The sequence below is a fragment of the Micromonospora kangleipakensis genome (assembly GCF_004217615.1).
GTDB lineage: Bacteria > Actinomycetota > Actinomycetes > Mycobacteriales > Micromonosporaceae > Micromonospora > Micromonospora kangleipakensis.
Genome location: NZ_SHLD01000001.1, coordinates 2,535,325 through 2,553,827, shown reverse-complemented (window position 1 = coordinate 2,553,827; position 18,503 = coordinate 2,535,325). Strand labels below are relative to the sequence as shown.

Here is an 18,503-nt window from a genome sequence, read left to right as displayed (position 1 = left end):
CACCGTAACGGCGTCGCCCGGCAGATCGCCGCTTTTCCGGGTCGTGTCCGCGCGTCGCAGCACGGACCGCGCCGTCCGTTGTGTTATTTGCCTCAGAAGGGATGCCCGATGGCGTCGCCGGAGATCGAGGACGGTCCGGACGGCCCCCTGGCCGGACATCCGCAGGCACTACGGCCACTGACCCGCGAACTGATCGCCGCGGTGCTGGCCAACCGGGGCTACACGGTCGCCGCGGACGCCGACGGCAACCTGGTGGGCCGCTGGGAGGACAATCTGATCTGGTTCTTCCGCCGGGGCGCCGCGGGCGAGCTGCTCCAGGTCCGCACCGTCACCGCCCCCCGCTTCGGCATCGAGCACGTGCCGGACCTCTACGCCTTCTGCAACAGCTGGAACCACGACCGGCTCTGGCCCAAGGCGTTCGTGCACGTCGCCGACGACGGGCTGGCCCAGATCTGCGGCGAGGTGATCACCGACCTGGAACGCGGGGTCACCCCGCACCAGCTCGACCAGCTGATCGACTGCGGCATCTCCACCGGCTGCCAGCTCGCCGCCGCCGTCGGCGACCTCCCCGGCGGGTCGGTCCGGTGACCATCTCCCGTGGCCGGGGGCTGGCCGAGGCGCTCGCCGACGCCCGGGACCTGCCCGACGGCGAGGCCCGCTTCGCCGAGCTGGAACGGATCGCCGGTCAGGCCGACGCGACCGGCGACCCGGGCACCGCGCTGGCCGCCCGGCTCGCGCTGATCGAGGGGTACCTGCACCACGGGGAGCGGTGGCGGCTGCTCGAACCGGTGCGCCGCTGCCTGGCGGCGGTCGACCGGGCGCCCGGGCTGCTGGCCGGCCGCCCCGACGACGCCGAGACGCTGCGCCGCCACCAGCGGCAGGCGGTGGAGGCGTTCCTCGGCACCCCGCGGGTCGGGCTGGACCAGGCCCGCTCCCTGCTGGACGACCTCGCCGACCGGCTCGGCCCGGACGCCGAGCCGGTCGCCGAGCTGCGCTGCCGGCTCGCCGACCACCTCGGCGACGAGCCGACCGCGCGCCGGGAGTGCGACCGGTGGCGCCACGGCTCGGCGCGTCCGACACCGGGCCGCGACCCGGAACAGTCGGCCGCCGCGCCCGACCCGGCCGGCGGCTGCCCGGGTTGCGCGCCGGCCCGCCGGGCCGAGCTGCTGGCCGGGTGGGGCGAGCACGCGGCGGCGCTCGACGCGCTGCGGCCGGTGCTCGACGGCGAGGTGCGCTGCACCGACCAGCCGGAGCGGGCGCTCGCGGTGGCGCTGCTGCCGTGGCTGCGGACCGGGGCGGCCGACCGGGCGGGGCGGGCGCACCTGCGGGCGTACCGGCGGCACCGGCGGGAACGGACCGCCTTCCCCCAGCTCGCCGCGCACCTGCGGTTCTGCGCGCTGGGCGGGCACCTGGACCGGGGGCTGGACATCCTCGCCGAGCAGCTGCCCCGGCTGGACCACCCGTACGACGATCTGTCCGCGATGGAGTTCGCCGCCGCCGGCGCGCTGCTCTGCGCGCTGGCCGCCGAGGCCGGGCGGGGCGGGCGGCGGCTGCACCGCCCCGGGCACGGTCCCCGGCCGGCGGCCGAGGTGGACGTGGCGACGCTCGGCGCGGACCTGCTCGCGGTGGCGACCGAGCTGGCCGGCAGCTTCGACGCCCGCAACGGCACCGGCCACCAGGCCGGGCGGATCGCCTCCTGGCTGGCCGAACGGCCGCTCGCCGACCCGGTGCCGCTGGCCGCTGAGGACGACCCCGACGAGTGGCCGGCCGACCCGGCGACGGAGCGGGCCGAACCGCCGGCGGAGGAGCCGGCCCCGCTGAGCCTGGCCCTGGTGACCGCCGCCCTGGACCGGCGGGGCGACGGGTACGGGGTGGAGCCGGACGGCGCGGTGGTGGGCCGCTGGGGCGAGGCGGTGATCCGGTACCGCCGGCTGGGGCAGCGCGGGGAGATCCTGCACGCCCGGGTGGTCGCCACCCGACGGCTGCCGGCGGCCCGGCGCGCCGAGGCGTACGCGTTCTGCAACGCCTGGAACCACGACCGGCTGCTGCCCAAGGCGTACGTGCACGAGCTGGACGAGGGCGAGCTGCTGCTGGCCGGGGACGTCAGCACCGACCTGGAGCACGGGGTGGCCCCCGTCCAGCTCGACGTGCTGATCGACGCGACGGTGGCCACCGGCGTCGGGTACGCCGCCGCGGTCGCCGCCCTGCCCTGACCGACCGCCGGCTGCGGCACGGCCCCCGGCCGCCGGGCGGTGGTGGGCGGGGGCCGCGGTCCGGAGCGCCGGGCGGAGCGCCCGGCGACGACTCAGCGGGCGGAGAAGGCCAGGGTGTACGCCCCGGCGCCGTCCAGCCCGACGACCCGGTAGCGGTAGACGCCGGCCGGGGTCCCGGCGGTCAGCCGGGCCACGCCGTCGGAGGTGTCGGCGCTGGCCACGGTCTCGAACGACGTCCCGGTGAAGCGTTGCAGCTGCACCGCCACCAGGGTGCCCTCCGGCGCGTCCAGGCAGGCCTGCTGGCTGCCGGTGGCGGCCCGGAACCAGCGACCGTCCGGCTGGTTCTGCGCCCGGCCGGCGGCGATCTGGCCGGTGCGGCTCACCTGGCCGGTGCACGCGGTCTGCTCCCCGGCCGGCGGCGCGCTCGGGGCCGCGGTGGCCGGCGGGGCGGTGGCGCCGCCACCGGCGGGCGGCGCGGACGGCGCCGACCGGCCGGCCGCGGTGACCAGGGCCAGGTTGTTGCGCTGGAGGATCTCGTTGACGGGCTGGAAGAAGGTCACCCCGCCCTGCGTGCAGTCCCCGGACCCGCCGGAGGTGACCCCCTGCGCCTGGTCGCCGGAGAGCCACGCGCCGCCGGAGTCGCCCGGTTCGGCGCAGACGTCCGTCCGGGTCAGCCCGGTGACCGTCCCCTCCGGATAGTTCACCGTGGCGTTCTTCGCCTGGATCACGCCGCAGCGGGTGCCGGTGGTCGAGCCGGAGCGGCAGACCGAGGCGCCGACCGGGGCCTCGGTGGAGCCGTTCACCGGCACCGTGCCGCCGTTGAAGTCGTTCACCACGCCCTGCGGCGTCCACTCGCCGTTGACCTCGACGACCGCCCAGTCGTCCCCGGGGAACGAGGAGGCGGTGAAGGTGCCCTGGGCGATCCGGTTCGCGCCGGTGGTCCGGTCGCCCGGCTGGCCGCAGTGCCCGGCGGTGACGAAGCCGCCGACCACCGAGAAGCCGACCGAGCAGAGGCCGGCGTTGTTGATGAAGAAGGCGTCGCCGCCGCGTACGTCGAAGAGCGGGCGGGGCGTCTCGGCGGCGGCCCGCACCCGGACCGACCCGGCGGGCACGCCACTGGCCTCGGCGAACCGCCGGCCGGCCGCCTCCGCGCCCGGCTGGGCGAGCACCACCACCGAGTTGGTGGCGACGTCGACGTACCAGCCGGAGACGTCCGGGCTGGCCTTGCCGCCGGCCGAGTCGAGCCGGCTCTTCACCGCGTCCAGCTCGCGGGCACCCCGGTCGACCTGCTTCGGAACCGCGCCGGCGGCCTTCACCCGCGCCGCCCGCGCCGGATCGGCCACCGCCACGGTGAGCGTCGCGCCGTCGGCGCTGAGCCAGCTGCCGCCGTAGTCCTCGCCCAGCTCGGTGCGGAGCCGGGCGACCGTGCCCGCCGCCCAGCGCTCGGTCCTCAGCCGCGTCGCGGCCTGTTGCCGGCTCAGCGAGAGGTCGCGGCTCAGGGCGTCGACCACCTCCGGCGCGACGCCGTCGGACGCCGCGGGCGCACCGCCGCGGGGCGCCGCGCCCTCCCCGGCGAACGACGGCAGGGTCACCGCCGCCGCCGCTCCCGCCGCCACCACCAGTACGCCGATGGCTGTGATCCGTCTGCGGTCCATCCGCCACGCTCCTCCCGGCCGGCGCGGGGTACGCCTGCCGGAGCGGAGTACGGAGACGGACGCCGATCGGTTGAAGTGACCGTCGACGATCGACCGAGCGTGGCCGGGCGGCATCGGGGCGTACCCGGAGAGTGACGACGCCGGCCCACCGCGGACGGTGGACCGGCGTGCGGAGCGGGTGGGGTCAGACCTCGACCACGGTCGGGACGATCATCGGCCGACGCCGGTACGCGTCGTTGACCCACCGCCCGACGGTGCGCCGGACGATCTGCTGGAGCTGGTGCGGGTCGGTGATGCCGTCCGCGGCGGCCCGGTTGAGCGCCTCGGTGACCAGCGGGATCACCGGGTTGAACGCCTCCGGGTCCTCGGAGAAGCCCTTCGCCGACAGCGTCGGGCCGGCGACCACCTTGCCGGTCACCGAGTCGACCACCACGGTGGTGGCGATGAAGCCGCCGTCGCCGAGAATCCGCCGCTCGGTCAGCAGCGACTCGCTGACGTCGCCGACGGCGAGCCCGTCGACGTAGACGTACCGGCTCTTCACGTGCCCGACCAGGCTGGCGCGTCCCTCGACCAGGTCGACCACGTCGCCGTCCTCGCAGAGCACCACCCGGTCCGCGGCGACTCCGGACTCGATGCCGAGGCGGGCGTGGGCGCGCAGGTGCCGCCACTCGCCGTGCACCGGCATCAGGTTGCTCGGCCGGACGACGTTGAGCAGGTAGAGCAGCTCCCCGGCGGGGGCGTGGCCGGAGACGTGCACCTTGGCGACGTCCTTGTGCACGACCACCGCGCCGGCCCGGGCCAGCCGGTTGATCACCCGGTAGACGGAGGTCTCGTTGCCGGGTACCAGCGAGGAGGCGAGCACCACCGTGTCGCCGGGGGCGATGGTGATGTGCCGGTGGTCGCCGCTGGCCATCCGGCCCAGGGCGCTCATCGGCTCGCCCTGCGAGCCGGTGGACATCAGCACGATCTGCTCGGGCGGCAGCGTGGTTGCCTCCTCGATGCCGACCACCAGGCCGGCCGGGATGTTGAGCAGGCCGAGGTCCCGGGCGATGCCCATGTTCCGGACCATGGACCGGCCGATCAGCGCCACCTTGCGGCCGTGCTCGATCGCCGAGTCGAAGACCTGCTGCACCCGGTGCACGTGCGAGGCGAACGAGGCGACGATGATCCGCCCCTTGGCCTTCGCGAAGATCGAGTCGAGCACCGGCCCGATCTCCCGCTCCGGGGTGACGAAGCCGGGGATCTCCGCGTTGGTGGAGTCCGACAGCAGCAGGTCGACGCCCTCGGCGCCGAGCCGGGCGAAGCCGGCCAGGTCGGTGATCCGGCCGTCCAGCGGGAGCTGGTCCATCTTGAAGTCGCCGGTGTGCAGCACCAGGCCGGCCGGCGTGCGGATGGCCACCGCGAGCGCGTCCGGGATGGAGTGGTTGACGGCGAAGAACTCCAGCTTGAACGGGCCGAGCCGCTCCCGGCCACCCTCCCGCACGGTCAGCGTGTACGGCTGGATCCGCCGCTCGGCCAGCTTCGCCTCGACCAGGGCGAGGGTGAACTGGGAGCCGACCAGCGGGATGTCCGACTTGTGGGCGAGCAGGTACGGCACCGCGCCGATGTGGTCCTCGTGACCGTGCGTGAGCACGATCGCCTGGACGTCGTCGAGCCGGTCCAGGATCGGACCGAAGTCGGGCAGGATCAGGTCCACGCCCGGCTGCTCGACGTCGGGGAAGAGCACCCCGCAGTCGACGATCAGCAGCTTGCCGTCGAACTCGAAGACGGTCATGTTCCGGCCGATGGCGCCGAGTCCGCCGAGCGGGATGATCCGCAGGCCACCCGCCGGCAGCGGCGGGGGCTGTTCACCCTCGAAATGCGCCTCGGTCACGCGTCCACCTCATTCTGCGACACCGTCACCCGGTGTCCGTCGTGTCGTTCGATCATTCGGGCAGTTCCAGGCCCGCCGCCGCGCAGTCCGCGCGCAGCTGGGCCAGTTCGTCGGCGGTGGCGTCCACCAGCGGCGGTCGTACCGGGCCGGCGGGCAGTCCCTTGGCCGCCAGGCCCGCCTTCACCAGGATCACGCCCTGGGTACGGAAGATGCCGGTGAACAGGGGCAGCAGCCGCCGGTGCAGGCTCAGCGCGGTCGCGGTCTCCCCGGCGTCGTACGCCTCGATCATCTGCTTGGCCAGCGCCCCGGTGAAGTGCGTCGAGGTGCCGACCAGGCCGACGCCGCCGACGGCGAGCTCGGGCAGGGTCAGCGAGTCCTCGCCGCTGTAGTAGGCCAGGTCGCACCGGCTGAGCACCCACGAGGTGGCGGTGAGGTCGCCCTTGGCGTCCTTGACCGCGACGATCCGGCCGTGCTCGGCCAGCTTGACCATCGTCTCCGTGGCGATCGCCGTCCCGGCGCGGTGCGGGATGTCGTAGAGCATGATCGGCAGCCCGGTGGCGTCCGCGACCGCGGTGAAGTGCCGCAGCAGGCCGCTCTGCGGCGGCTTGTTGTAGTACGGGGTGACCACCAGCAGCCCGTGCGCGCCGGCCTTCTCCGCCGACACGGCCAGCTCGATGGTGTGCCGGGTGTCGTTGGTGCCGACCCCGGCGACGATCCTGGCCCGGTCGCCGACCGCCTCCGCGACGGCGCGGATCAGGGCCTCCTTCTCCGCGTCGCTGGTGGTCGGCGACTCGCCGGTGGTGCCGTTGAGCACCAGCGCGTCGTTGCCCTGCTCGTCGACGAGGTGCTGCGCGAGGCGTACGGCACCGTCGAGGTCGAGGGACCCGTCCGGGGTGAACGGGGTCACCATGGCCGTGAGCAGCCGCCCGAACGGGCGTGACGCGCCCCGGTCGGGGGCGGCAGGGTGGTCGTGCGTCATGTTCACAACCTAGCGGACAACCACCGGGGCCCCGGCGGGGAAGGGTTCAGGAGTCACTCGGCGTGCGGGCTGGCCGCCACCTCGGTGCCGTCCGGCAGCGTGGCGAGCACGAAGTCGGCGAAGACGTTCGGCGCGACGCCCTTGAGCTGCCGCAGGCACTCCACGGCCAGCTCGCGGATCTCCACGTCGGCGTGCTCGGTGGCGCGCATCTTGATGAAGTGCCGCCAGGCCCGGTAGTTGCCGGTGACCACGATCCGGGTCTCGGTGGCGTTGGGCAGCACCGCCCGGGCCGCCTGCCGGGCCTGCTTGCGGCGCAGCGTCGGGTTCGGCTCGTCGGCGAAGCGCTGCTCCAGGCCCTCCAGCAGCTCGGTGTACGCCCGGACGCTCGCCTCGGCGGCCTCGACGAACTTCTTGTGCAGCTCCGGGTCGTCGGCGATCACCGCCGGCTCGACCATGGCGGCGTCCCGCTCCGGGACGTACCGCTGGGACAGCTGGGAGTACGAGAAGTGCCGGTGCCGGATCAGCTCGTGGGTGAACGAGCGGGACACGCCGCTGAAGTAGAAGCTCACCGAGCCGTGCTCCAGCACCGAGAGGTGCCCGACCTCCAGGATGTGCGCCAGGTAGCCAGCGTTGGTCGCGGTGGCCGGGTTCGGCTTCTTCCAGCTCTGGTAACAGGCCCGGCCGGCGAACTCGGCGAGCGCCTGCCCGCCCTCGGCGTCGGTCGACCACGGCACGTCGTCCGGGGCCTGGAACTGGGTCCACGCGATCAGCTTGACCTGGGGCTGCACCATCTCCGGCATTCCTCGGACTGTAGTGGCCGGACGCCCGGTGGCGAAACTTGGGCGCGCGGACGTGAAAGCGCCCACCATCAGCCGGCCCGGGGCCGATCAGACGTAGAGCGCGGTGAAGGGCGCCCAGGGCAGGTTGCGCAGCACCGAGAAGGCGAGCCAGGCGGCCAGGAAGCCGCCGATCACCTTGGGGCTGAGCCGCAGCTCCGGCAGGCGCCAGCCGAACGCCTGGTTTCCCGCCCAGGCGACGAAGAGGTAGGCGAGGAAGGGCACCGAGAAGATGAAGAGGAGGTGGTGCCGGGCGGCGGCCGGCAGGTCGCCGTGCAGCGCGTACCAGAGGGCGCGGGTGCCGCCGCAGCCCGGGCAGTCCAGGCCGGTGGTGAGCTTGAGCAGGCAGGTCGGCCGGGCGTCCGGGTCGCTGTGGGTGGGGTCGCTGACCAGCGCGTACGCCATGCCCATGCCGACGCAGCCGAGCGCGGCCAGCGGCACCGCCCAGCGCGGGGCGCGCTCGTGGAGGCGGATCACCAGCCGGGTGAACCGGTCCGGCTCGACGGGCTGGTAGGCCACCGGCTGCGGCCAGCCGCCGGCCGGGACCTCGCCGGTGGGCCAGGCCGCCGGCCCGGGCTCCGCGTGCCCGGCGCCGGGGACCGCCGGGGCGGTCGGGGCGACACCGTCGGGGAACTGCTGGCCCGGCTGGGTGGCCGGCCGGTCGACGCTCGTCACGCGCTCACCGTACACCGGCGACACCCGCCAGCGCGGCGGCCAGCGGCACCGCCAGGTCCCCCGCCTCGGGCGGGGCCACCGCGTCCAGGCCGAGCCAGCCGGCCAGCCGGTAGAGCTCGCCGGCCAGGGCCATCGCGGTCTCCCCCGGCTCGGCCCCGGGCTCGATCCAGGCGGCCGGCACGAGCAGCACCCCCGCCCTCCGGTCGGCCTTCAGGTCGACCCGGGCGGTAAGCCGCTCCCCTTGCAGGAACGGCAGCACGTAGTAGCCGTGCACCCGCTGCGGGGCGGGCACGTAGATCTCGATCCGGTAGCTGAAACCGAAGAGCCGCTCGGTGCGGGCCCGCTCCCAGACCAGCGGGTCGAAGGGGCTGACCAGCCTGTTGCCCCGCACCCACCGGGGCAGCCGGGCCTGCGCGTGCAGGTACGCCGGCTGCCGCCAGCCCTGCACCGTGACCGGCGTCAGCTCCCCCGCCTCGACCAGCTCGGCGACCGCCCGCCGGGCGCCGGCCAGCGGCAGCCGGAAGTAGTCGCGCAGCTCCGGCTCGGCGGCCACGCCGAGCGATCGGGCGGCGACCGACACCAGGGCGCGCCAGGCGTCGGCGTCGCTCGGGGTGGGGGCGTCCAGCACGGCGGCCGGCAGCACCCGCTCGGGCAGGTCGTAGCGGCGGGCGAACGAGGTGGTGCGCTCGGCGGCGGTCACCTCGCCGGCCCAGAACAGGAACTCCAGCGCCCGCTTCACCGCCGACCAGTTCCAGCCCCAGTTGCCGGTCTCCCGGGGGGCGTCGTGCTCGATCTCGGCGGCGGTCAGCGGCCCCCGGGCGGCCACCTCGTCGCGGACCCAGGCCACCAGCTCGGGCTGCTCCTGCGCGATCCGGCGCATGCCGCCCCAGGCGTCGTCCCGGGCCTTGGCCATCCGCCAGCGCAGCACCGGGTGCAGCCCGACCGGGACCAGCGACGCCTCGTGCCCCCAGTACTCGAAGAGCTCCCGCGGGCGGCGGTAGGCCGCGGAGTCGAGCAGCGTGGTCGGGTACGGCCCGAGCCGGCTGTAGAGCGGCAGGTAGTGCGCGCGCTGCAGCACGTTGACCGAATCCATCTGGATCAGCCCGACCCGGTCGAGCACCCGGCGCAGGTGCCGGCGGGTGGGCGCGCCGCCGGGCGCCGGGTCGGCGAAGCCCTGGGCCGCGAGGGCGATGCGCCGGGCCTGGGCGAGTGAGAGCGATTCCGGTACAGCCATCGTCGGGCACCCTATTCCACGGGTACGACGCCGCGCGGACGCTGGACCGATCGCCCGCGAGGGAATAGAACGGACGGATGCTCACCATTCGCCGGGAGGAGCCGGACGACGCCGAGGCGATCGCCCGGGTGCACGTGCGGAGCTGGCAGGCCGGCTATGCCGGGATCATGCCGGACGAGGTGCTGCGCCGGCTCAACCCGGCGGCCTGGGCGCAGCGCCGCCGGGACTTCGGCACCGCCGACCCGGAGCACCCGTTCACCACCCTGGTCACCGAGGTCGACGGCGCCGTCACCGGCTTCGCCACCTTCGGGCCGTACCGCAACGACCAGGACCGGGCCGACCTCGACCCGGCGTTCGGCGAGATCGTGACCATGTACGTGGAGCCGGCGCGCTGGGGCGGCGGGACCGGCCGGGCGCTGCTGGCCGCGGCCCGCGCCGGGCTGGCCGAGCGGGGCTGGACGGAGTACCGGCTCTGGGTGCTGGCCGACAACGTGCGGGCCCGGCACTTCTACGAGCGGGCCGGGCTGTCACCCGACGGGGCGGAGTCCGTCTACCCGGTGCCGCTCTCCGGCGGACGCGACCCCCTCGCGCTGGTCGAGCTGCGGTACACCGCCCGGCTCACCGACTGACCCGGCGGGCCCCGGCTCCCCGGCCGACCCGACCGGCCCCGGCGCCCGGCCCGGCCCGCCGTCGGCCGGCACGGCCCAGCGGCGGATCGGCAGGCCGAGCAGCAGCGCCAGGCTGATCCAGACGTAGGTGTTGCTGCCGAGGAAGCCGTCCACCCCGGTGAAGTCCTTCTCCCAGGCCCAGACGATCCGGCTGATCAGGAAGCCGTACCCGATGATCGCGGCGGCCAGCAGGACGCGGCGCCGGCGGCCACGCGCGGGCGCGGCCATGGCGTTGTCCACCAGCAGGATCAGTCCGGGAATCAGCCAGACCAGGTGGTGCACCCAGGTCACCGGACTGACCAGGCACATCATCACGCCGGTCAGCGCCAGGCCGGTGGCCTCGTCGCCCGCGGCCACCGCGGACCGGGACCGCCAGGCCCAGACGGCGAGGGTGGCGAGCACCAGCGCCAGCCAGGCCACCGTGCTCGGGTGCTCCGGATCGAGGCGGGCGACCACCCCGCGCAGCGACTGGTTGGAGACGAACGCCAGCTCCCCGACCCGGCCGGTGTTCCACAGCGCCTCGGTCCAGAACTCCCGCGAGGCGTCCGGGAAGAGCGCGGCGGCGAGCAGGGTCGCCCCGGCGGCGGCGGCCATCGCGGTGAACGCGGCCCGCCAGCGCCGGGTGACCAGCAGGTAGACGATGAAGACGCCCGGGGTCAGCTTGATCGCGGTGGCCAGGCCGATGCCCACCCCGGCCCACCGGTTGCCGGCCGGCAGCAGCCGCAGCAGGTCCACCGCCACCAGGAAGAGCAGCAGCGTGTTGACCTGGCCGAAGTTGACCGTCTCGCGCATCGGCTCGAACGCGGCGGCCAGGCAGAGCGCCACCGCGAGGGCGAACCAGCGGGTCCAGCCGACCCGGCGGGCGATCGGGTCGACCAGCCACCGGATGAGCACCGCGCTGGTCAGCACGCTGGCGGCCACGCTCACCGTGATCGCCGCCGGCCACGGCAGGTACGCCATCGGCAGCATGACCAGCGCGGCGAACGGCGGATAGGTGAAGCCGTACTGGGTGCCGGCCTTGAGGAAGTCGTAGATCTCCCCGCCGTCGTGCACCCAGAAGGTCAGCGCGCCGTAGTAGACCTTCAGGTCGAAGAAGCCGTGCCGCACGGCCGCGACGGAGAGGAAGGCGGCCACCACGACGGCGAGCACCACCACGCCGGCGACCTGCCCGTACGTCCGCCTGGCACCCTGCGCCACCATCGCCTCCCTCGCCCTGCGTAGGCTCTCGTGCCATGGCTCTCGGGTACGTCCGCCCGGCGCGTCCCGAGGACGCCGGCGAGATCGCACGCATTCAGCTCGCGACCTGGCGGGTCGCGTACCGCCGGATCCTGCCCCGGCACGTGCTCGACAACCTGGACGAGGCGTACCTCGCCCGGCGGTGGAGCGCGGCGGTGCAGGAGCCGCCCTCGGGCGCGCACCGCGTGCTGGTCGCCGTCGAACAGGCCGAGCAATCGTATCTGGTGGGTTTCGCCGCATCCGGTCCGGCCGACGCGGAGGCGCTCGCCCCCGGCGAGCCGGCCGACGCGCTCGCCGACGGTGTGGTGGCGGTGACCGACCTGCTGATCGAGCCGCGCTGGGGTCGGCGCGGGCACGGCAGCCGGCTGCTCTCCGCCGCCGTGGACCGCTGGCGGGAAGACGGCTTCACCCGGGCGGTGGCCTGGGCGTTCGACGGGGACGAGGCGACCCGGAAGTTCCTCACCTCGACCGGCTGGGAGCCGGACGGCGCGGCCCGGGCGCTGGATGTCGACGACATGCTGGTCCCCCAGCTCCGCCTGCACGTCGCGGTCCCGACCGAGCCGGCCAGCGAGGCCTGACCGCCCCTCCGCCGCGCGTCGGCGGTACGCGCTGTCGGAGGGCCGGCCTACGGTGGCTCCATGACCACGGCGACCGCGAGGACGGGCACCGATCTGGACAAGTTCCGGGTCGAGCTGACCGGCTACGCGTACCGGATGCTCGGCTCCCCGTTCGACGCCGAGGACGCCGTACAGGAGACCCTGCTGCGGGCCTGGCGCGGCCTCGACCGCTTCGACGGCCGGTCCAGCCTGCGCACCTGGCTCTACCGGATCGTCACCAACGTCTGCCTCGACCAGCTCCGCAGCCGCGGGCGGCGGGCCCTGCCGATGGATCTCGGCGCCCCGTCGGCGCCGGTGGCGGCGTCGCTCGGCGCACCGGGGCCGGTCGGCGACTGGTTGGAGCCGATCCCGGACGCGGCGGTGCTGCCCGGGGACCCGGCGGAGCTGGCGGTGGCCCGCGAGTCGGTCCGGCTGGCGTTCGTGGCCGCGCTGCAGCACCTGCCGCCCCGGCAGCGCGCGGTGCTGATCCTGCGGGACGTGCTGCGCTGGCACGCCGACGAGGTCGCCGGGCTGCTCGACGCCAGCGTGCCGGCGGTCAACAGCGCCCTGCAGCGGGCCCGGGCGACGCTGGCCGACGTCGGCGAGGCGGGCCGACCCACCGGGGCCGACCTCGACGACGAACACCGCGACCTGCTCGACCGTTACGTCGACACCTTCGCCCGGTACGACATCGCCGCCCTGGTCGCGCTGCTGCGGGAGGACGCCGTGCACAGCATGCCGCCGTACCCGGTGTGGCTGCGCGGGGCGGTCGACATCGGGCGCTGGATGGTCGGGCCGGGCGCCGGCTGTCGCGGTTCCCGGCTGGTGCCGGTGCCGGCCAACGGCGGCACCGCCCTCGCCCAGTACCGCCCCGACCCGGCCGGCGGCCACCAGGCGTTCTCGATCCAGCTGCTGGAGTTCTCCGGCGACCGGATCTCCCGGCTCACCCACTTCCTCCAGCCGCGTCTCTTCCCCCGCTTCGGGCTGCCGCTCCGCCTCGATCCCTGAGCCCGGCGATGAGTTCCGGCCCGCCGGGTCGTCCACCCCTGGTACGCCATGACAAGGGAGTGAGATGACCGCGGACACCACGGCGACCACGCCGCTGACCGGGGCCGGCCGACGCGAGTGGACCGGCCTGGCGGTGCTGGCCCTGCCCACCCTGATCGTCGGCTCGGCACCGCCGGAGCGGGCCGGCTCGGCGGCGTCCATGTCGGAGTCCAGCGGGGAGCTCGGCATCGCGCTGGGCGTGGCCACGCTGGGCAGCCTGAGCGCCGCCGTCTACCGCGACGAGCTGGACCGCACGCTCCCCGCCGGCCTGCCCGCCGACGCGGCGACACAGGCCCGGGACGGACTGGCCGGGGCGGTGTCGGCGGCCGGCGAGCTGCCCGCCGCCACCGGCGCGGCGCTGGTCGACGGGGCGCGGGCGGCGTACACGGGCGGGCTGACCGTGACCGCCACCAACGGGGCGGTCCTGCTGCTCGCGCTCGCCGCGGTGGCCGCGCTGGCGTTCCGGTCGATCCGGCCGTACGCGTCGAGGGAGCAGCCAGCCGACAGCAACGAGCCGACTCGTTGACCACAAGGAACACCAGGCACGACCATGGAGGAGAGAACCATGTTCAAGGACACGAAGGCGTTCAGCAGCTTCGCGGTGGACGACGCCGACCGGGCCCGGCAGTTCTACGCCGACACGCTCGGCCTGCGCGTGTCACGTGACGACGCGATGGGCGGCCTGCTGACGCTGCACCTGGCCGGGGACCGGGACGTCCTGGTCTACCCGAAGGACGATCACGTCCCGGCCACCTACACCGTCCTCAACTTCCAGGTGGACGACATCGACCGCGCGGTGGACGAGCTGGCCGGGCGAGGCGTACGGTTCGCGCGCTACGAGGGCATGCCGCAGGACGACAAGGGGATCATGCGGGACAACGGGCCGTCGATCGCGTGGTTCACCGACCCGGCCGGCAACGTCCTGTCGGTCATCGAGCAGAAGTGAACCCCGGTGGGCGGTTTCCGGGCGACCGGGAACCGCCCACCGGTCGCTCAGCCCTTGTCGGCGCCCTCGACCGCGACCAGGCTGTGCGGAAACTCGTTCCAGGAGCCCTGGAACGACAGGATGGTCAGCTCTACGGCGGGGACGACCGCGCGCTGGTCGGCCGCCCGGTGCCGTACCCGGCGGCCTGCCGGCCGCAGGCCTGGTCGGCGGCGGCCGCGGTCATGCTCGTCCAGGCCGGTATCGGGCTCTACCCCGACGTGCCCGCCGGCCGGGTGGCGGTACGACCGCTGGCCGGCCCGGAGCTGGGCGCGCTCGCGGTCAACCGGTTCCGCGTCGCCGGCGCCCCGGTCGACGTCCACGTCGACCGCTCCGGCCACCCGACGGTCACCGGCCTTCCTCGCGGCCTCACGCTCGACACGACCCCCCCGCTCAACCCCGACCATCCCCACCCCCCGCCGCGCCCCGGCCCGCACCTCCCCCACCCCCCGCTGACCACCGCCCCACGCCGTCGATCATGAAGGTGTCGCCACCCGCCCCGGCGGGTCGCGGCGACAACTTCATGATCACGTGCGGGGTGGGTCAGGAGGGTGGGGTTCGTTCGGCGACGAGTTCGTCGTCCTCCATGGCGCCGGTGGGGGTGAAGCCCAGGGAGGTGTAGAGGCGGGCGGCGGGGACGTTCTCCGGGTGGTACGACAGCCGCACGACGCTGCCGCCGTCCTGGGCGGACAACCAGTCGGCGAGGGTGCGGACGGCGGCCCGCCCCACGCCCCGGTCCTGCTCCGCGGCGTCGATCACCATGCCGCCGATCCAGCGGGAGCCGTCGTCGTCCACGCCCCACATGACGTGCCCGACCACCGTCTCGTCGGCGACCACGGCCAGCGAGGTCCAGACATCCGAGCGCATGGTCAGCACCAGGTACCGGGCGGCCAGGGCGGGCACCCAGCCGCGCTGGTCGTCGCGGGGCGCGATGTCGGCGACGGCCCGCCAGTTCCCGTCGCCCACCGGCCGCAGGGTGACGTGACGGCCGGCCCGGTCGCGCAGCCCAGAATCGATCATCACCGGGGGAAGCCTAGGCGGTGACCCGGCCGCCGGCGACCGCTTTCGGCCGCCACCGCCGGCCGGGTTCAGCCGGCCCGGGCGTCCAGGTACGGCCGGGGGTCGCCCGCGCCCAGGTCGGTGACGCCCGCGGTGTGCAGCGCGCCGATGGCGAGCGTACGGCGGACGGCCGCGAAGGTGATCACGTGGCCGATGGTGCCGCCGAGGGTGTGGGTGGTCGGCGGTGTGCAGGTGGTGTCGACGAACGTGTCGGCGAGGGTGCCGGCGGCCAGCGTCTGCGCGACGAAGGCCCGGTAGTCCCGGCCGGCCACCGCGTGCCGGGCCGCCAGACCGCCGATCGACCGGTCGCTCTCGTCGGGCCAGCCGCCGCCGCGCAGCGCCGACAGCCAGTGCTCCTCCTGGGTGACCATCGCGTTGATCAACGAGCGGAGGGTGGGCCGATCGTCGATGGTCTCGACCGAGACGGTCACGGGCCGGTCGAGGATCTCCTCGTCCAGCCGGGCGGCGCGGTCGATGATCGCGGTCAGGGTCTCGACGTGGTGGTCGACCAGCTGCTGCAGCACGTTCATCGGAGTCTCCTGGTGCGCGGCCGGCAGCCGCAGGCCGCCGGGGGGTTGGAAGTGGACGCCGCTGGGGCAGGGCAGCTCCAGCTCCCGGAAGGTGAGCGGCGGGCGCCGTCGCACGGCCGTGGGGGTCGCCCCGTACGAGCGGAGAAAGGCGCGGGTGAACGCCTCGTGCGAGCCGTACCCGGCCTCGACCGCGATGTCCAGGATGGTGCGGTCACTGGTGATGAGCCGGTGGGCCGCCCGCTCGAGCAGCAGCCGGCGCCGCAGGGCGCCCGGGGGTTCCCCGGTCGCCGCGGCGACCAGCCGGTCGAAGTGGAAGCGGGAGAGGTGGGCACGAGCGGCGAGATCGGCCGGGCTGATCGCCGGGTCGTCGAGACCGGTCTGCACCCGGTCGAGGATGCTGGTCAGCCCGTCCGTCGTGGTCATGGCTCCAGCGTGCACCGTGGACCGGCTGCCGTGCTTGATCGCCGTTGCGCACCTGCCCGGTCGCGCCCGACGCGCCATGCCGGTCCGCCCTGCCGCCGACCCGGCCGAGCAGCGGCAGGCCGGCGGCCGGGCGGCGGGGCCGGGCGGCGCGGCGTCAGTCGAGCAGGGCGTCCAGGCCGACGGTCAGGCCCGGGCGGTGGCGCGCCGCGCGGACGGCCAGCAGCACGCCGGGCATGAAGGAGGCGCGGTCGTACGAGTCGTGCCGGATGGTCAGCGTCTCGCCGGTGGTGCCGAAGAGCACCTCCTGGTGGGCGACCAGCCCGGTGGCCCGGACCGCGTGGACGCGGATCCCGTCGATCTCGGCGCCGCGCGCGCCCGGCACCTCGTCCTTGGTGGCGTCCGGCACGGGACCGAGGCCGGCCTCGGCGCGGGCCGCCGCGATCCGCCGCGCGGTGTGCGTCGCCGTGCCGCTCGGGGCGTCCAGCTTGCGTGGGTGGTGCTGCTCGATGATCTCGACCGACTCGAAGTGCCGGGCCGCGCGGGCGGCGAACTGCATCATCAGCACCGCGCCGATGCCGAAGTTGGGGGCGATCACCACGCCCACGCCGGGCTTGCGCTCCAGCCAGCCGCGCACCCGCTCCAGCCGCTGCTCGGTGAAGCCGGTGGTGCCCACCACGGCGTTGATGCCCTGGTCGATGCACCAGTGCAGGTTGTCCATGACGGCGTCCGGGGTGGTGAAGTCGACGACCACCTCGGCGCCCGCGTCGGAGGCGTTGAACAGCCAGTCGCCCTGGTCGATCATCGCCACCAGGTCCATGTCGGGGGCTGCGTCGACCGCCTTGCAGACCTCCATGCCCATCCGGCCGCGGGCACCCAGCACACCGACCCGGATCGGCTCGGTCGGGCTCTTCTCCTGCTCGTCAGTCACGGGGCACAACCTATCCCAATCGGGACGGCATCACCCGCCGGGACCACCCACCTGCCAGGGTCCACTCCGGTTTGCGCCACGTCGTGGCCGCCGGCGCGGCGGTGACCGCGAGCTGGCACGTCCCACGCCTGGTCACCGGCGGGGCGGGGCTCAGGCGGTGAAGTCGTTCTCGCCGAACGGGCCGACCACGGCGAGCGACATCGACCGGGCGAGCAGCTCGGCGGCGAGACCGTTCACGTCGTCCAGGGTGACCGCGTCGACCCGGGCGAGCAGCTCGTCCACCGGCATCAGGTCGCCGTAGAGCAGCTCCCCCTTGGCCAGCCGGCTCATCCGCGAGCCGGTGTCCTCCAGGCCCAGCACGAAGGAGCCCTTCGACATGCCCTTGCCCCGGGCCAGCTCGTCGGCGGTGATTCCGTCGGCGGCCACCCGGGCCAGCTCCGCCCGGGTCAGCTCCAGCACCTCGTCCACCTTGCCCGGCGCACAGCCGGCGTAGACCGCGAAGAGGCCGCTGTCGGCGTACTGGCTGGCGTAGGAGTAGACCGAGTAGGCCAGGCCGCGCCGCTCCCGGATCTCCTGGAACAGGCGGCTGGACATCCCGCCGCCGAGGACGTTGTTCAGCACGCCGAGGGCGAAGCGCCGCTCGTCGGTGCGGTCGATGCCGGGGCAGCCGAGGATGACGTGCGCCTGCTCGGTCTCCTTCGGCTCGACCAGGGTGGCGGCCGGCCTGGTGCGTACGGCCGGGGTGGCCGGGCGGTGCGGGGCCGGTACCGCCGGGTCGCCCTCCAGCGGGGTGCCGCGCAGGGCCTGGCGGACCAGCTTGACCACGGTGGCGTGGTCGAGGTTGCCGGCGGCGGCGATGACGATCTGCGGCGGGGTGTAGCGGCGCCGGTAGAAGCTCTGGATCTGCCGGCGGGTCATCGGGGTGACCGTCTCCTCGGTGCCGGAGATCAGCCGGCCGAGGGGGTGGTCGCCGTAGACGGCCCGGGCGAACAGGTCGTGCACCTCGTCGCCGGGCTCGTCGTCGTGCATGGCGATCTCTTCGAGGATGACGCCCCGCTCGGTCTCCACGTCGGCCGGTTCCAGCAGCGAGTCGGCGACCGCGTCGCACATCACGTCGATGGCGAGCGGCAGGTCCTCGTCGAGCACCCGCGCGTAGTAGCAGGTGTACTCCTTGGTGGTGAAGGCGTTGGTCTCGCCGCCCACCGCCTCGATCTCCGAGGAGATCTCCAGCGCGGTCCGCTTCCTGGTGCCCTTGAACAGCAGGTGCTCCAGGAAGTGCGCGGCGCCGCCCTGCGGCCCGGTCTCGTCGCGGGAGCCGACCGCCACCCAGATGCCGAAGGAGACGCTGCGCATCGCCGGGATCGCCTCGGTCAGCACGCGCAGACCGCTGGGGAGCACGGTACGGCGTACCGTGCCGCCCAGCGGGTCGTCACTCAGCGTGCGGGTGACCGCCCGGGCCGACCCACCGGCGCGCCCGGGCTGCGACCCGGTGGCGTGCCGGACGGCACCGGACGCCGCCACCCCCCGTCGACCCGCAGGAAAAGACGAACGCTGGGCCCGACTCACGGA

At 74.7% G+C, this 18,503-nt stretch carries 19 protein-coding genes; 8 read left to right on the top strand and 11 right to left on the bottom strand.

Annotation, left to right across the window (positions count from 1 at the left end):
- Positions 1-108: 108 nt before the first annotated feature.
- Together EV384_RS12390 and EV384_RS12385 are read left to right on the top strand one after the other, a co-directional pair.
- Complete coding sequence (locus EV384_RS12390) at positions 109-588, top strand: type III secretion system chaperone family protein (RefSeq protein ID WP_130333085.1); 480 nt, start codon at positions 109-111, stop codon at positions 586-588.
- On the top strand, positions 585-2,213 hold the full coding sequence (locus tag EV384_RS12385; protein ID WP_130333083.1) for a type III secretion system chaperone family protein: 1,629 nt from the start codon (positions 585-587) through the stop codon (positions 2,211-2,213). The genes EV384_RS12390 and EV384_RS12385 overlap by 4 nt, the downstream gene beginning before the upstream one ends.
- A gap of 92 nt (positions 2,214-2,305) precedes the next feature.
- Here the strand turns inward: EV384_RS12385 and EV384_RS12380 are convergent, their stop codons facing one another.
- The 6 genes from EV384_RS12380 to EV384_RS12355 form a co-directional block, all read right to left on the bottom strand.
- Complete coding sequence (locus EV384_RS12380; RefSeq protein ID WP_130333081.1) at positions 2,306-3,868, bottom strand: S1 family peptidase; 1,563 nt, start codon at positions 3,866-3,868, stop codon at positions 2,306-2,308.
- Positions 3,869-4,052: 184 nt separating this feature from the next.
- Positions 4,053-5,741 carry a ribonuclease J gene (locus tag EV384_RS12375; protein ID WP_130333079.1) on the bottom strand — a complete coding sequence of 563 codons (1,689 nt, stop codon included), beginning with the start codon at positions 5,739-5,741 and terminating at the stop codon, positions 4,053-4,055.
- 52 nt (positions 5,742-5,793) lie between these two features.
- Positions 5,794-6,720, bottom strand: a complete 927-nt coding sequence (gene dapA / locus EV384_RS12370) for a 4-hydroxy-tetrahydrodipicolinate synthase (RefSeq protein WP_130333077.1) — start codon at positions 6,718-6,720, stop codon at positions 5,794-5,796.
- Between the two features lie 53 nt (positions 6,721-6,773).
- Complete coding sequence (thyX, locus tag EV384_RS12365) at positions 6,774-7,511, bottom strand: FAD-dependent thymidylate synthase (protein WP_130340469.1); 738 nt, start codon at positions 7,509-7,511, stop codon at positions 6,774-6,776.
- A 96-nt stretch (positions 7,512-7,607) separates the two neighbouring features.
- On the bottom strand, positions 7,608-8,246 hold the full coding sequence (locus EV384_RS12360; protein ID WP_207232306.1) for a DUF2752 domain-containing protein: 639 nt from the start codon (positions 8,244-8,246) through the stop codon (positions 7,608-7,610).
- A complete protein-coding gene (locus tag EV384_RS12355) occupies positions 8,236-9,465 on the bottom strand; it encodes a winged helix-turn-helix domain-containing protein (protein WP_130333073.1) in 1,230 nt (409 codons plus the stop codon). The genes EV384_RS12360 and EV384_RS12355 overlap by 11 nt, the downstream gene beginning before the upstream one ends.
- A 77-nt stretch (positions 9,466-9,542) precedes the next feature.
- On the opposite strand from EV384_RS12355, the gene EV384_RS12350 reads away from it, so the two are divergent.
- Positions 9,543-10,094, top strand: coding sequence for a GNAT family N-acetyltransferase (locus EV384_RS12350; RefSeq protein WP_130333071.1), 552 nt, complete (start codon positions 9,543-9,545; stop codon positions 10,092-10,094).
- Here the strand turns inward: EV384_RS12350 and EV384_RS12345 are convergent.
- A complete protein-coding gene (locus EV384_RS12345; RefSeq protein ID WP_130333069.1) occupies positions 9,993-11,330 on the bottom strand; it encodes a glycosyltransferase 87 family protein in 1,338 nt (445 codons plus the stop codon). The genes EV384_RS12350 and EV384_RS12345 overlap by 102 nt on opposite strands.
- Before the next feature lie 35 nt (positions 11,331-11,365).
- On the opposite strand from EV384_RS12345, the gene EV384_RS12340 reads away from it, so the two are divergent.
- From EV384_RS12340 to EV384_RS35340, 5 genes are all read left to right on the top strand, one after another.
- Complete coding sequence (locus EV384_RS12340) at positions 11,366-11,947, top strand: GNAT family N-acetyltransferase (protein WP_130333067.1); 582 nt, start codon at positions 11,366-11,368, stop codon at positions 11,945-11,947.
- Positions 11,948-12,007: 60 nt separating this feature from the next.
- Positions 12,008-12,973, top strand: coding sequence for a sigma-70 family RNA polymerase sigma factor (locus EV384_RS12335; protein WP_130333065.1), 966 nt, complete (start codon positions 12,008-12,010; stop codon positions 12,971-12,973).
- 64 nt (positions 12,974-13,037) lie between these two features.
- Positions 13,038-13,538 (top strand): hypothetical protein, encoded by a 501-nt coding sequence (locus EV384_RS12330; RefSeq protein ID WP_130333063.1) that lies wholly within the window; start codon positions 13,038-13,040, stop codon positions 13,536-13,538.
- A gap of 39 nt (positions 13,539-13,577) precedes the next feature.
- Complete coding sequence (locus tag EV384_RS12325; RefSeq protein ID WP_130333061.1) at positions 13,578-13,958, top strand: VOC family protein; 381 nt, start codon at positions 13,578-13,580, stop codon at positions 13,956-13,958.
- A gap of 83 nt (positions 13,959-14,041) precedes the next feature.
- Positions 14,042-14,476 (top strand): hypothetical protein, encoded by a 435-nt coding sequence (locus tag EV384_RS35340; RefSeq protein ID WP_207232305.1) that lies wholly within the window; start codon positions 14,042-14,044, stop codon positions 14,474-14,476.
- 61 nt (positions 14,477-14,537) lie between these two features.
- On the opposite strand, the gene EV384_RS12315 is transcribed toward EV384_RS35340, so the two are convergent.
- The 4 genes from EV384_RS12315 to EV384_RS12300 form a co-directional block, all read right to left on the bottom strand.
- Complete coding sequence (locus EV384_RS12315; protein ID WP_130333059.1) at positions 14,538-15,014, bottom strand: GNAT family N-acetyltransferase; 477 nt, start codon at positions 15,012-15,014, stop codon at positions 14,538-14,540.
- 68 nt (positions 15,015-15,082) lie between these two features.
- Positions 15,083-16,006, bottom strand: coding sequence for a helix-turn-helix domain-containing protein (locus tag EV384_RS12310; RefSeq protein ID WP_165439922.1), 924 nt, complete (start codon positions 16,004-16,006; stop codon positions 15,083-15,085).
- 154 nt (positions 16,007-16,160) lie between these two features.
- Positions 16,161-16,934 carry a 4-hydroxy-tetrahydrodipicolinate reductase gene (dapB, locus tag EV384_RS12305; RefSeq protein WP_130333055.1) on the bottom strand — a complete coding sequence of 258 codons (774 nt, stop codon included), beginning with the start codon at positions 16,932-16,934 and terminating at the stop codon, positions 16,161-16,163.
- 150 nt (positions 16,935-17,084) lie between these two features.
- A complete protein-coding gene (locus EV384_RS12300; RefSeq protein ID WP_130333053.1) occupies positions 17,085-18,455 on the bottom strand; it encodes a M16 family metallopeptidase in 1,371 nt (456 codons plus the stop codon).
- Positions 18,456-18,503 lie beyond the last annotated feature (48 nt).